Annotated in this window: 12 protein-coding genes, 1 pseudogene and 1 riboswitch; of the genes and pseudogenes, 8 read left to right on the forward strand and 5 right to left on the reverse strand. The window is 51.3% G+C overall.

Annotated elements, in window-relative coordinates; translation table 11 throughout:
* Nucleotides 1-965: 965 nt before the first annotated feature.
* Nucleotides 966-1,376, forward strand: coding sequence for a hypothetical protein (locus tag URZ40_RS17430; RefSeq protein WP_320720928.1), 411 nt, complete (start codon nt 966-968; stop codon nt 1,374-1,376).
* Nucleotides 1,377-1,483: 107 nt separating this feature from the next.
* A complete protein-coding gene (locus URZ40_RS17435) occupies nt 1,484-1,903 on the forward strand; it encodes a hypothetical protein (protein WP_320720929.1) in 420 nt (139 codons plus the stop codon).
* A gap of 184 nt (nt 1,904-2,087) precedes the next feature.
* On the opposite strand, the gene URZ40_RS17440 is transcribed toward URZ40_RS17435, so the two are convergent.
* Complete coding sequence (locus URZ40_RS17440; protein ID WP_320720930.1) at nt 2,088-3,800, reverse strand: AIPR family protein; 1,713 nt, start codon at nt 3,798-3,800, stop codon at nt 2,088-2,090.
* Between the two features lie 371 nt (nt 3,801-4,171).
* Nucleotides 4,172-4,683: pseudogene (locus URZ40_RS17445) on the reverse strand (transposase); the annotation flags it as partial.
* A 101-nt stretch (nt 4,684-4,784) separates the two neighbouring features.
* Between URZ40_RS17445 and URZ40_RS17450 the strand changes: the two are divergent.
* The 5 genes from URZ40_RS17450 to URZ40_RS17470 all read left to right on the forward strand — a co-directional run bounded on the left by URZ40_RS17450 (nt 4,785) and on the right by URZ40_RS17470 (nt 8,455).
* On the forward strand, nt 4,785-5,249 hold the full coding sequence (locus URZ40_RS17450) for a hypothetical protein (RefSeq protein ID WP_320720931.1): 465 nt from the start codon (nt 4,785-4,787) through the stop codon (nt 5,247-5,249).
* On the forward strand, nt 5,250-5,690 hold the full coding sequence (locus URZ40_RS17455; RefSeq protein ID WP_320720932.1) for a helix-turn-helix domain-containing protein: 441 nt from the start codon (nt 5,250-5,252) through the stop codon (nt 5,688-5,690).
* Nucleotides 5,691-5,966: 276 nt separating this feature from the next.
* Nucleotides 5,967-6,063: riboswitch (TPP riboswitch) on the forward strand.
* Nucleotides 6,064-6,098: 35 nt separating this feature from the next.
* Entirely contained in the window at nt 6,099-6,869 is a 771-nt protein-coding gene (gene thiM, locus URZ40_RS17460; RefSeq protein ID WP_320720933.1) for a hydroxyethylthiazole kinase, read from the forward strand.
* On the forward strand, nt 6,866-7,666 hold the full coding sequence (thiD, locus tag URZ40_RS17465) for a bifunctional hydroxymethylpyrimidine kinase/phosphomethylpyrimidine kinase (protein WP_320720934.1): 801 nt from the start codon (nt 6,866-6,868) through the stop codon (nt 7,664-7,666). Before thiM ends, thiD begins: the two co-directional genes overlap by 4 nt.
* Before the next feature lie 42 nt (nt 7,667-7,708).
* Nucleotides 7,709-8,455, forward strand: coding sequence for a GntR family transcriptional regulator (locus URZ40_RS17470; RefSeq protein WP_302217788.1), 747 nt, complete (start codon nt 7,709-7,711; stop codon nt 8,453-8,455).
* Here URZ40_RS17470 and URZ40_RS17475 read toward each other — a convergent pair.
* Genes URZ40_RS17475 through URZ40_RS17485 form a run of 3 tightly spaced genes read right to left on the reverse strand, consistent with a single transcriptional unit; the run spans nt 8,429 to nt 11,657 of the window.
* Complete coding sequence (locus URZ40_RS17475) at nt 8,429-9,382, reverse strand: PfkB family carbohydrate kinase (protein ID WP_233002598.1); 954 nt, start codon at nt 9,380-9,382, stop codon at nt 8,429-8,431. The genes URZ40_RS17470 and URZ40_RS17475 overlap by 27 nt on opposite strands.
* Nucleotides 9,379-10,383, reverse strand: a complete 1,005-nt coding sequence (locus URZ40_RS17480) for an ADP-ribosylglycohydrolase family protein (RefSeq protein ID WP_320720935.1) — start codon at nt 10,381-10,383, stop codon at nt 9,379-9,381. Before URZ40_RS17480 ends, URZ40_RS17475 begins: the two co-directional genes overlap by 4 nt.
* On the reverse strand, nt 10,380-11,657 hold the full coding sequence (locus tag URZ40_RS17485) for a nucleoside permease (RefSeq protein ID WP_163330212.1): 1,278 nt from the start codon (nt 11,655-11,657) through the stop codon (nt 10,380-10,382). Before URZ40_RS17485 ends, URZ40_RS17480 begins: the two co-directional genes overlap by 4 nt.
* 250 nt (nt 11,658-11,907) lie before the next feature.
* On the opposite strand from URZ40_RS17485, the gene fbaB reads away from it, so the two are divergent.
* Entirely contained in the window at nt 11,908-12,960 is a 1,053-nt protein-coding gene (gene fbaB, locus URZ40_RS17490) for a class I fructose-bisphosphate aldolase (RefSeq protein WP_008500869.1), read from the forward strand.
* The last annotated feature ends 274 nt before the right edge of the window (nt 12,961-13,234 follow it).

Here is a 13,234-nt window from a genome sequence, read left to right on the forward strand (position 1 = left end):
TGTTGATGTAACGTCTGGTTACGCCTGATTAAAAATAACGGGGTTACGTAGAATTTTGAATAAATCACTTAATTCGTAACGTGCAGCAACTATCAATTAATGCGAGCTTTTGGATATTGATCTAAATCATAAATGGCATGAATAGCTAAAGTGGATTTGTAAGGGGTGACGCAAAATATCTCAATGTTTACATTAACTTATAAGGCGTTCAGTCAAATGCGCGTTTCACGTTAAGCCCTTGATTGAGAGGCTAAATGTTTAGCGGGGTTAAACGGTTTGGAACTCACTTTTTATTTCATTCGAAATAAGTATTAATGATTAATGAAACATAAAATAGACTGACTGAAAGCGAAAAAAATTTATCCGGGTAAAGTTCTTTCTTAACCGCTAAAAAAGAGGGGTGTTTTTTGGATGTAATGAAAATGTTATAGAAAATGGTGTTGATTCAAAGGAGTGGCATGATAGCCCTGTAATTACCGCGTATGCTGTCGCTCCGCTTGTCCTCTTACCACTAACGGCACTTATTGGCTTCAATTGTCTAAACTCTGTGAGTTGCACATTTTCAGTACACTGGATAATCTGAAATACAGTGCTTACACCGAATCTTAACTATCAGAGAGCAGAAGCAATGCATATCACAGTTACATCACAGAACGTGGACACGCATAAGAAAAATATCCGGCGTGATGATCTCAAGGGGCTAACTTGCTTTATGCAAATGGCAAATAGTGTACGCGTTACTGCATCCCAAGATCATCAAGCCATAGTACTAGGCGTTTTAGGGAAGCCCGATAGTGATAATCACCATCAGTTACCATCTTATTGGACATGGAATGATGTGGATGCTGTGAAACTTGTTGAGGTGCTCTACGCAGTCGCTAACGCATAGGCCATCCCGCCTTGAACAAGAGCCGAGCGTAACAATTCTTTGAATGCAACACAGCAAATAACGAGAAGGTGGCTGTATGTTTGATGGCCTTACAGAGTCTTGGTTTATTAGCAAAGTTGAAACCGTTATTCAAACAGAAATCAATAACCTACCTGTCTTGATTACTGCCCGAAGTGATGGTGTGGCCCACGCTGTTGTTATGCATCAATACCGAACAGATTCATTTCCATTTTCTAAGACTGACGGGAAGCGACTAAATCCGAATGTTGTAGCGGTACAGGCGATTTTGACGTTTGTTAACACATACAGAAGACAGGGGCAGATTATCGTTAACGGTGAGGATTGTTTAGGTTTATTGAAAATACTTTGCCTTAACTTCTTGCAAAGATTGGAGGCTACTGAAATTGGGATGCGTGAGCTAACCTTCATTGAGATGTTTTCGAGGCCATTGTTTCGCAAGGTCTTTCCTGAACTTTGCACTGAATAAGAAAGGGGCGTTGTGCCCCTTCGAATTACCCTCTCAAAGCCTTTAACAACATCATAAGCAAATATAGTTGGCTTTTTTTAAGAGCTGGCAATACAAGAGAAAATGTGATGAAAATATTAGCTTTACTTATTTGTTTTATAAGTTCTTTGGCATTTGCTGATGAGACAGGAGGTACTCAAAAAACGAAGATTGTGATCCCACCTGACTTCTTGAAGGAATTCATCATCATAACAAGTGTGAAAATTTCAACTCTTGATGGTTATGTTCCTGAGTTGGGATTGAATAAGAAACTTCCGGCACAGCGTATTGATACGCTGAATTACACGGTGAGAGTGGATTCCACTGATGAAAAATTCATTAGTGATGTAGCTAAAGACGAGCACGGCATAAAAGGGATACTGATTTGTAATAACCCATCAATAAGACCACTGATTATGAGTAAGAATGCTGTTGTTCTTGTATCCGTTGAGAACAAGGAAGGGGAGCCTATGTTTGTTACGCTCTATGACAGTAAAAGCTGCAAGTAAAAATAGTACGCTTGCGCAAGAACTGGTGATCAGCTTTCTCCATTTTCAATCATTACTCTTTTTCGAATGTAATGGTGTAGCGGCATTGCTGCGATGGTCTCACCAGGCTTTCATGTCGAGATTAGCTTAGGATGTACATCCTAAGCCAAATATAGAATATCTCTCTGTGAAATTTCATTGAATATTAAGGTTCATACTCTGGATCGTTAAGAATAGAATTTAAATAATCTTTAAAACGAACCTGAATCATCTTACGAGCATCGGTCAGATTAACCCCGGCAGGATCAAATGTTTCTAACACCTCTTCAAGAATATTTATACACTGCTCATAAGTCCATTCACTCTTGGCTTGATTCATATAAAGTATGTAAAATATCTTTTGCTCAATTTTTTGGATGCTTTCATCAGAGAACGAATATGCTTTCTTTATTTCGAAATAACGTTCGATTATTTCAGGAGCATGTGACAAGTCAAAATTTTTCTCATCAAAAATATCATCGTAGTATTTTCCAAAAATATGTTGCTTTTGGTTTGACGACTTTTCAGGGAACCCTTGAATAGCAAATAAGATCTGACCAAACTGCTCCATACTAATTTTGTAACGATAGTTCTTTTTGTCATCCATCCCCGTATCACCATTCTTTCGAGAATAGATGATGTCATGTTCATCCAATAACTGCTCAAGCTGTATTTGTAGCGTGCTAAGAGATTTTAAATCGACGTTAGATATTGAATTTTGACTATTTGTGTATTCTGCGATTTTATTGGCAGTATCACCACTTGCAGCATTAAATATCCTTACGAGGATTTCACTTTTTGAAAGATAATCAGTGATATGTGACTTTTCAGTAGCATTAAAATCATGGAGAGTTCGAAGGGTTTGACCACCGTTTAACACCTGAATACCTGTAAGGCTTATTCTTACTTTCCTATTTCCATTCACTGGGTGGGCTTTTATATCGTCAGCAATAACAGTTAATCCATTGTTATACATGAAAAATTTTCCTGGGTCTTCGCGTAAGGTTTTAGCGATTGCAGCATTATAGCGAGAGCGTTGCACCAACCCTCTAACGTTATCAAAAAGAACTCCAAAATCTATTTTCTGCTCAGCCAATTCGTCGATATTTTCACAGTTATGATCAAGACGCAAGTCGGCGTTGCGGCACGTCATTCTTATAACATCCGCAGCGTTCAGTCTAACAACATAGGATTTTGATGTTGATATAGAACTTTCTGAATAAGACATCAAAGCATCATTATCGATTATCAATTCTGCATTGATAGGAGCAGGTCGTATGGACATCATACTGGTTATGTGCGGAAGACACACCGACACAACTTCCATGTCATAAAAATTTTTCAACTGCTGTATTGCACTTTCATCATGTTCAATCGGAAACGCTTCATTACTAATCATATATAATGAAAGTTTCCATACATCATTACCATTGAGTAATTCATTTATGGTGTGAACATAATTTTTCAATTTTCCTTCCAAACCATCTAAACTATCATTCATAATACAGTTTACAAGTTTAGTAGAAACAAACGCCTCGTTAAAACTTTGTTTTTGCTCAGCTTTGAAACTTTCACGGAATTTGAAATTGAATAGTTTTATCTCCTTATTCTCCTCATCCATGAAAATAGCATCAATACCATGGTCATCGTAACGACTGCCGATTAAGTAAGAATTGAATTCTGTATCCGTAATGTAATCGCTAATTTTATCAATATCTTTTTCATTACAAAGCGATTCAAGCATGAAAAGATAAAAGCCAAATCTTTGTTGCAATTTAACTATCATGGATAGACTGATTAAATTCATTCGTTTTACTGAACAGATCAAAATATTTTTGGCATTTGATATTAAGAAGTTTGAAATCGTTAATACTGACATGAGACATTTGCAAATTCCTTAGGCGAGTATGCTGTACCTATTATGCCTCATGAAGATGTCTTATGCTTGTGATCCATGCTCTATAACGAGCATTCTGAACAATTAGTTTCCTCTGTTAGTGATTGTTAACTAACGCGATGAGCCACTTTAAAAGAGGAAAAGAGGGATATGGCCTCCATTGGCAGCCACTTGACGATCTGCTCTAACCGCCCCATTGCTTAAACCATCGAGCAACCTCATTTGATGCCACATGTCCTGGGATTTTATCTCGCCCAAATATCACAACATTATCACTGCGCAGTTAAGGATTTGCGTGGCCATTAATGAGAATGATTCTTGATATATAAGTTTTACTATTCAGTCTCACTTGGGTATACCCGCTTGTGATTGACGTGAAGGCCCTCCCGACGCAACAGCTGCCAGATGCGGCGGTAGCCAAAACGCCTGCGCTCTCGTGCCAGCTCAGTGATGCGCCCTGATAAATGCGCATCAGCTGCCGGACGCTGAGCCTCATAGCGGCAGGTCGACAGGGGCAAACCTGTAAGCCGGCAGGCACGACGTTGCGACAGACCGGTCGCATCACACATAAACTCAACGGCTTCCTGCTTCTGGCCTGTCGTCAGTACTTTCGCCCCAGAGCTACCTGAAGTGCCTCCTTATCCAGCATGGCTTCGGCAAGTAGCTTCTTGAGGCGGGCGTTCTCCTCTTCAAGAGATTTAAGCCGCTTCACCTCAGGAACTTCCATGCCACCAAACTTCTTGTGCCAGGTGTAGAAAGTGGCGTCGGAAATGGCGTGCTTACGGCAGAGCTCACGGGTAGAAACTCTGGCTTCCGCTTCGCGAAGAATACTGATGATCTGTTCGTCGGAAAAACGCTTCTTCATGGGGATGTCCTCATGTAGCTTATGAAGACATTACTAACATCGGGGTGTATTAATCAACGGGGAGCAGGTCAAACAGTGACAATCTTAAGAAAGTGCTATACGTGGCTCTCGACGGCGGTGGCGTAATGCATACCGAGTGTGATTCTTCATACAGCTTCTTTGCGTACACTTTTAATCAGATACTGAAGGCCGCAACGTGGGCAAAAAGTTTCACTGTGCTTGGCGCTGATGTAAATCGCAGCGGGTTTGTCTGGATGGCAGAGAACGTCGCTCAGAAGGCGGTTCAGGAAGCGGGTGAACACCTTCAGCCTGATCCCGAGAGACGTAAGCATAAAAAAGTGCCTATCAAGATCGTGGTTGTTCTCTCGGAAGATATCAATAGAGCGGGGCAGTCAGAACTCGCAAATGTCTTTAATAATCATCTGAACGAGATTCGGCAGACTGTTGGCAAGGAATTTATCTTCGCCACTAACAGGGATAAAACCATCTGCGACTTCCAGACCATCGGACTCACTGAGCTTGGTGATCGCATGGGAGGGGAAGCAGTCTCGATGTCGAGCTACTGAATGAACAACTACCAAGGTGTTCATTGTGCCGTGTTCCTCGGATGTGCAAATCTGGGCGATAAAGACCGTAAGCGATGGGCAGACTATTGCGAACGTATCGGTTGGGATTTTGAAACGGTGATGGAGAAGAAGCGCCAGGCAATGTATTTTGAACGGTGCTACCAATTTCTTAGCCGAACATCCATTCGCAACACTGATACCGATCACCCTCTGGTGTTTGTCGTTCCCGACATGGCGGCAGCGGAATACCTCAAAACCTATTACTTCCCTGGCTCAACCATCGTATGCCTTGGAATCAAGAAAGCTGGAAAGCAGCAGGAAACGCGTTTGAAGATGCTGGAACATAAGGCTCAAGGGCTAACACCGAAGGAAACGGCTGAAGCGATGGGTGTGTCTCTGAGAACAGTTCGAAGCTACTGGAACCAAGAGGTTTGCTTATGATCACCGCACTTTATTGGTATCTGCTATTCCTGTTTATCTGGGATGTAATCCGCACCTTTGAACGACGTAGAAAAACAGAACGCAAAACTGAATCTCGGAATCCATGAGGTTTGGGTTATATCACAAAGGAGCTTAACGGCCCCTTTTTTCGTTTCTTTGGTGGGGTACAAACTGAGGTACAAGCTGGGGTACAGCGTGAAGAAGCGATAACCGGAAGGGCGGGCTTGCAACAGCAAGTAACTTCCCCTAATCTGGCAAAAAGTAAGTCAATTCTTACCAAATGACTCGGGGTGCCCTTCTTTGTGAAGGCTGAGAAATACCCGTATTACCTGATCTGGATAATGCCAGCGTAGGGAAGTCAGATGCCTTCCCGGTCATCGCTTCTTCACGCAAGACAGGAGCGAACCCATGCAGCCTGACCTGCTCGATTTACACGTTTTACACCACTTCCGCACCCGTTGTCCGCTTACCCATTGTATGACCAACGATGTCGTACAGACCTTTACGGCCAACGTTTTGCTGGCACTTGGCGCATCCCCTGTAATGGTGGTTGAGGCCGAAGAGGCTGAACAGTTCGCCGCCGTCGCTGACGCGCTGCTGGTTAACGTCGGGACGCTGACTGCGCCGCGCGCGCAGGCGATGCGTCGGGCAATAGAAAGCGCCGTAGCGGCAGGCAAGCCCTGGACGCTGGATCCGGTTGCCGTGGGCGCACTGACGTTCCGCACCCGTTTTTGCCATCAAATCCTTGCCCTGCAACCGGCCGCCATTCGCGGCAACGCTTCAGAAATCCTGGCTCTGGCGGGAATGAGCGCGGGCGGGCGCGGCGTCGATACAACCGACACCGCGGCCAGCGCGCTACCTGCCGCTCAGGCGCTGGCCCGGCAAACCAATGCCATCGTAGTGGTCACCGGTGAGGTGGATTACATCACTGATGGGCAACGCACCCGCACGGTTACGGGAGGTGATCCGCTGATGACCCGCGTGGTGGGAACCGGATGCGCGCTTTCTGCCGTCGTAGCGGCCAGCTGTTCGCTGCCGGGGGACAGGCTGGATAACGTTGCCGCCGCTTGCGGATGGATGAAGCGAGCCGGAACGGCAGCCGTTACGCGCTCGCGCGGGCCAGGCAGTTTTGCCGCCGCGTTCCTGGATGAACTCTACACGCTGGAGGAGCAGGCATGAAGCGGATTAACGCCCTGACCATAGCCGGCACCGATCCCAGCGGCGGCGCGGGCATCCAGGCCGATCTGAAAACCTTCTCGGCCCTTGGCGCGTACGGTTGCTCAGTGATTACCGCGCTGGTGGCACAAAACACGCGCGGCGTACAGTCGGTCTACCGCATCGAGCCGGATTTTGTTGCCGCGCAGCTGGATTCGGTATTCAGCGATGTGCGTATTGATACCACCAAGATCGGCATGCTGGCCGAAACGGACATTGTGGAAGCGGTGGCCGAACGGCTTAAGCGCTATCAGGTGCAAAACGTGGTGCTGGATACCGTCATGCTGGCAAAAAGCGGCGATCCGCTGCTCTCCGCCTCCGCCGTCGAGACGTTGCGCAATAAGCTGCTGCCGCAGGTAGCGCTCATCACGCCCAATCTTCCGGAAGCTGCCGCGCTGCTGGGCGCGCCGCACGCGCAAACTGAACGGGAAATGAAAGAGCAGGGCAATGCGCTGCTGGCGATGGGCTGCGGGGCGGTGCTGATGAAGGGCGGGCATCTGGATGATGCTGAAAGCCCGGACTGGCTTTTTACCCGTGACGGCGAAATGCGGTTTACCGCCCCGCGCGTGCAGACCAAAAACACCCACGGCACAGGGTGCACCCTCTCAGCCGCGCTGGCGGCGCTGCGCCCGCGGCATGACGGCTGGGCCGATACGGTACGCGAAGCGAAAACCTGGCTTTCGGCGGCGCTGGCAAAAGCCGATACTCTGGAAGTCGGTCACGGTATTGGGCCGGTTCATCATTTTCATGCGTGGTGGTAACCCAGTATACTGGCAGGAAACACCACGCCTGAGAAAACAGAGATGGAACAAGCGCATACCCGGTTAATCGCTCAACTGACTGAACGGATCGCCGCGCCTGACAACACGCCGCTGTACCTGAAATTTGCCGAAACGGTAAAAAACGCGGTGCGCAGCGGGGTGCTGGAGCACGGGAACATTTTGCCCGGCGAGCGCGATCTGAGCCAGTTAACCGGCGTGTCGCGGATCACCGTGCGCAAAGCGATGCAGGCGCTGGAAGCCGAGGGGGTTGTGACGCGTGCCCGGGGTTACGGCACGCAAATTAACAACATCTTCGAATACTCGCTCAAGGAAGCGCGCGGTTTCTCTCAGCAGGTGGTGCTGCGCGGTAAAACGCCAAACACGCTGTGGGTCAATAAACGCGTGGTGAAATGCCCGGAAGAGGTGGCGGGCCACCTGTCGCTGGAGCCGAACAGCGACGTCTTTTTGCTGAAGCGTATTCGCTATGTGGATGACGATGCGGTGTCGATTGAAGAGTCCTGGGTACCGGTCGGGCTCATTCCCGATCCGGATGCGATAGGAATTTCGCTGTACGACTACTTCCGCAGTCAGAATATCTTCCCGCAGCGCACCCGTTCTCGGGTCAGCGCCCGCATGCCGGACAGCGAGTTTCAGGCGCACATTAAGATGGACGAAAAAATACCGGTGCTGGTGATCAAGCAGGTTGCGCTTGACCAGCAGCACCGGCCGATTGAGTACAGCATCAGCTACTGTCGCAGCGATCTATACGTCTTTGTGTGCGAGGAGTAATTCCTCACGCGTGGGCGCGCAATCCCCGCCGCGGTGGCTGACCACCCAGGACGCCACGGCATTCCCCAGCAGAACGGCGTCTGCCAGTGACCATCCCGCCGCCAGCCCGGCAAGCGTGCCGCCCGCGTGGCTGTCGCCTGCACCAATGGTGTCCACCACCGTGGCGGGAAACGCCGGAACAACGCCCGAGACGGCACCGTCATACCATGTAGCACCGTCTTTATCGTGGCGCACAATCAGCGCGGCGCCGAAGCGCTGCTGCCACACCTCACCCAGGTGTTCAGCCTCCACACCCAGCCTTTCAGCAGCGAGCTCCGCTTCCTGACGATTAAGCGACACGATCGGTTTACAGGCCATAATCCGCGTCATCAGCGCGTCGGGAATATCCGCGATGCGCGGGCCAAAATCGATAAGTGCCGTCACGTCCTGCAGCCCTTCGAGCCAGCCCGTCAGCAGCTCGCCGCACGGCGAGGCCAACTGGTAGCCGGAGAGATAAACCAGACTGTTTTGCGGAACGTATAGCTCGTCAAGCCAGCGCTGCTGCCACTGGTTCTCGACGCCGCTAAAGGACATAAAGGTGCGCTCGCCGTCAGGCTCAACCAACGCCAGACACCAGCCGTTGTCGCCGGTTTCAGCCTCCACGGCGCTGCGCAGATCCTGCTTCGCCATCGCGTTGCGGATAATATCCGCCCACACGCCGTGGCCGACGGGAAGGGCGTTTTGCGCCGCAATGCCGAGCCGTTTCAGGGCGATGGCGATATTCAGCGCGCAGCCGCCAATATTTACCCCCTGCTGTTTAAGCTCGATATCACACCCGCGCCAGGGCAGGGCGTAGGCGTCGGCGATGACGTCAATTACCGCCGCGCCCAGCACCGTCACCGGGCGGGTGGCGTGCAGGGTGTCGAGACGTTGGGCAAATGAATTCATACGCCCTCCCTTTGCTCCCTGAAGTGCAGCAGCTTCTCGCTGTAGTGACCAAAATCGAGCTGGTTAACGGCGTCGAGCTCGGCCTTCAGCGCCGGGTCAATCGCCTGAACGCCGTGGAGCGCGCCGCAGATGGCTGTCGCCATCGCGCCGATGGTGTCGGTATCTCCGCCCAGATTGGCGCATAAAATCGCGCAGCGGTTCGGGTCGGTTCCCGCCAGTTCCACCATCGCAATGGCCGCCGGAACGGACTCTATGGTGCTGGTTCCTGCGCCAGTGAGCTGATAAATCTGCTCGCTGGCGGAGTCGATCCCATTGGCTTCCCGTACGGTCTTAAGCGCCAGCTCAATGCGCGCCGCCAGCGACGCGCTGAAGGTGGTGGTTTTTACCTCCTGCGCATAGCGAGCGATCCCCGGCAGCGCATCGACGATGTTCTGCCAGCGCTCTCCGTCGATGGCGCGGGAAACCGCCCAGGCAATCACCACTGCACCGGCGATGGCAAGATCCGATTTATGCGTTGGGCTGGAGGCCAGCGCCACCTGCCCCACAAAGTGTTCCAGCCGCGTCGCCGGGAGAAGGCAGCCCAGCGGGGAGGCGCGCATCGCCGCCCCGTTAGTCACGCCGTTGTTGTCCAGCTCGCTGACCGGCTTACCGTCCCGGATCGCGTTAAGCGCGATTTTCGAGGTCGGGCCAAGCACGTTCTTATTAAACGCGTCGAAGTCGAGCGCCCAGTTCAGGATATGCTTGCCGATAACGTCCGCGTTAATCTCGCCGTCGCACTCGATGATCGCATCCGCCAGGCACAGCGCCATCGAGGTATCGTCGGTGAACTCTGCCTGCCTGAAATAGCAGGCCGCGTTATTCTCTGCCGGGCCGGGTAAAAAGCGGTCGATCCAGCCGAAGTGCGCTTTGACGCGCTTTCTCGGCCACAGCTCCGACGGCATGCCCATCGCATCCCCTAACGCCTGCCCGTAAAGGGCCCCGAGAATACGGTCTTGTTTCATTTAACTTCCCCTTGTGTCAGCGCGGTATCGCCATCAACCACCTCAATTGCGGTGATCTCTTTATCCGATTCGCGGAAAAACAGCATAAACAGCACGGCAATCACGGCAATCATGATTGCACCAAATGTCCACATTCCGGCCCAGTTGAAGGTCAGCCCATTCACCGGCTCTTTGTAGGCGAACATTTTTTCCATCATTACGCCGCCCAGGCGGTATCCCAGCAGGCTACCAAAGCCCTGGCAGCACAGCGTAATCAGGCCCTGCGCGGCGGTTCGCATATGCGCCGGCGCCTTTTTGTCCACGTAGATATACGCGGTGACGTAATAGAAGTCGTAGCTCACGCCGTGCAGCAGAATACCGAGGAACAGCAGGGCGTAGGTGAAGTACTGCTCCGCACCGCCGTAGACGAAGAACCCGTAGCGGATGGCGGCGGTAATCAGGCCCAGCAGTAAGACCTTCTTAATACCAAAGCGTTTGGTAAAGAACGGCAGGGCAAGCATAAAGAAGATTTCGGAGAACTGGCCGAGCGTCATCCAACCGGTGGCGTTTTTCATGCCCACTTCGGTGAGATAGCCGTTGGCGAAGATGTAGTAGAAAGCCAGCGGCATGGCGAACAGGAACGAGCAGAAGAAGAACACCAGGAAGTTTTTGTCGCGCAGCAGGATCAGCGCATCCAGCCCCAGCATGACTTTGAAATCCAGCTTGCCGGTACTTTTCGGCGGTGTGTTCGGCAGGAACAGGGCAAAGACGCCGAGCAGGGCGGAGCTGGCCGCCGTCATCAGCAGCGGGATATTGGTGTCGGAAATATCGTTGTAGCCCAGCATTTGCGGCAGAAACCCGCACGCCAGCCCCGAGGCGATCCAGCCGATGGTGCCCATCACGCGGATGCGCGGGAAGTCGGCCTCAACGTCATCCACGTTCGCGAAGGCGATACTGTTGGTCAGCGCGATGGTCGGCATATAGGTCAGGGAGTAAACCAGCAGCAGCGGGAAGAAGGTGCTGAACTGGGTTTGCTGCGCGGCGAAGTACATCAGGATCGCGCCGGCAAACATCAGCACCGACAGCACCTTCTGCGCGGCGAAGAAGCGGTCCGTCAGCGAGCCGACCAGGATCGGGGAGAGTATCGCGGCAATCGCGGTACAGGCGTAAGACCAGCCGATTTCCCCGGCGGTAAACCCGCTTTTGCTCAGCCACAGCCACAATGGCACAAACCACGCGCCCCAGATAAACCATTCAACAAACATCATGAATGACAGTTGGACTTTCGTTTTCATTTTTTAATCCTGCATGTCAGAGAGGGTACGCCTTTAACATACCACTCAATAATACCTTTTAAATACCTTTGTGGCGATTGTTTGATCAATGTAACAGTTTTGTTGTACACGAATCGAGCCAGCAGATTGTGCTGAAAAAAAATGCAAATGGTGGAAAATCTGTTAAGTCGGTACCAGGCTTAGTCTGCCCATAAAAAATGGGACTGGATAAACACACACCGACACGACGTCGGACTTACGGGAGTATCACATGACTGATATTGCGCAGTTGCTTGGCAAAGACGCCGACAGCCTTTTACAGCATCGTTGTATGACCATTCCAGCCGACCAGCTTTACCTGCCTGGTCACGACTACGTTGATCGCGTGATGGTTGATAACAACCGTCCGCCTGCGGTTCTGAGAAACATGCAGACGCTCTATAACACCGGGCGGCTCGGCGGCACCGGGTATCTCTCTATTCTGCCGGTGGACCAGGGCGTCGAGCATTCGGCGGGGGCCTCCTTTGCGGCGAACCCGCTCTACTTCGATCCAAAGAACATTGTTGAGCTGGCGATTGAAGCGGGCTGTAACTGCGTGGCGTCCACCTACGGCGTTCTGGCTTCGGTGTCGCGTCGCTATGCCCACCGCATTCCGTTCCTCGTGAAGTTGAACCATAACGAAACCCTCAGCTACCCCACCGAATATGATCAGACCCTCTACGCCAGCGTCGAGCAGGCGTTCAACATGGGGGCGGTGGCCGTAGGGGCGACGATTTACTTCGGCTCTGAACAGTCCCGCCGCCAGATTGAAGAGATCTCCGCAGCGTTTGAGCGCGCGCACGAGCTGGGCATGGTCACCGTGCTGTGGGCCTATCTGCGTAACTCGGCGTTTAAAAAAGACGGGGTGGATTACCATGTGTCGGCCGACCTGACCGGGCAGGCGAACCACCTGGCGGCGACCATCGGCGCAGATATCGTGAAGCAGAAAATGGCTGAGAACAACGGCGGCTATAAGGCGGTGAACTTTGGCTACACCGACGATCGCGTTTACAGCAAGCTGACCAGCGATAACCCGATCGACCTGGTCCGCTACCAGCTGGCGAACTGCTACATGGGCCGTGCGGGGCTGATCAACTCCGGCGGTGCGGCGGGCGGTGATACCGACCTGTCAGACGCGGTGCGTACGGCGGTGATCAACAAACGCGCGGGCGGCATGGGGCTAATCCTTGGCCGTAAGGCGTTTAAGAAATCGATGGCCGACGGCGTGAAGCTGATCAATGCGGTTCAGGACGTCTATCTGGATAGCAAAGTCACGATTGCCTGACGCCTCCATCTCCCTCTCCCTGTGGGCTGAGTGATCCACACAAATTAATGCGAGCAGTGAACAATCCCCTCGCCCCTTTGGGGAGAGGGTTAGGGTGAGGGGGAACATACGGCTCCGGTGGTCATTCCGTTCACTTTATGTTCCTTGCTACTCTGTAAGGACATGGCCGGTGAACGTGCCAGGGCGGCTCAGTCGCCACCGCCCTGGCGACCCGGGCTCCCCGCGGTAAAAAGCCCCGTCGCGGGGCCCCCACCCTTTTTAGTAAGACGAAAAG

It is taken from the genome of Enterobacter sp. 296B2 (assembly GCF_034106185.1).
GTDB classification, from domain to species: domain Bacteria; phylum Pseudomonadota; class Gammaproteobacteria; order Enterobacterales; family Enterobacteriaceae; genus Enterobacter; species Enterobacter cloacae_N.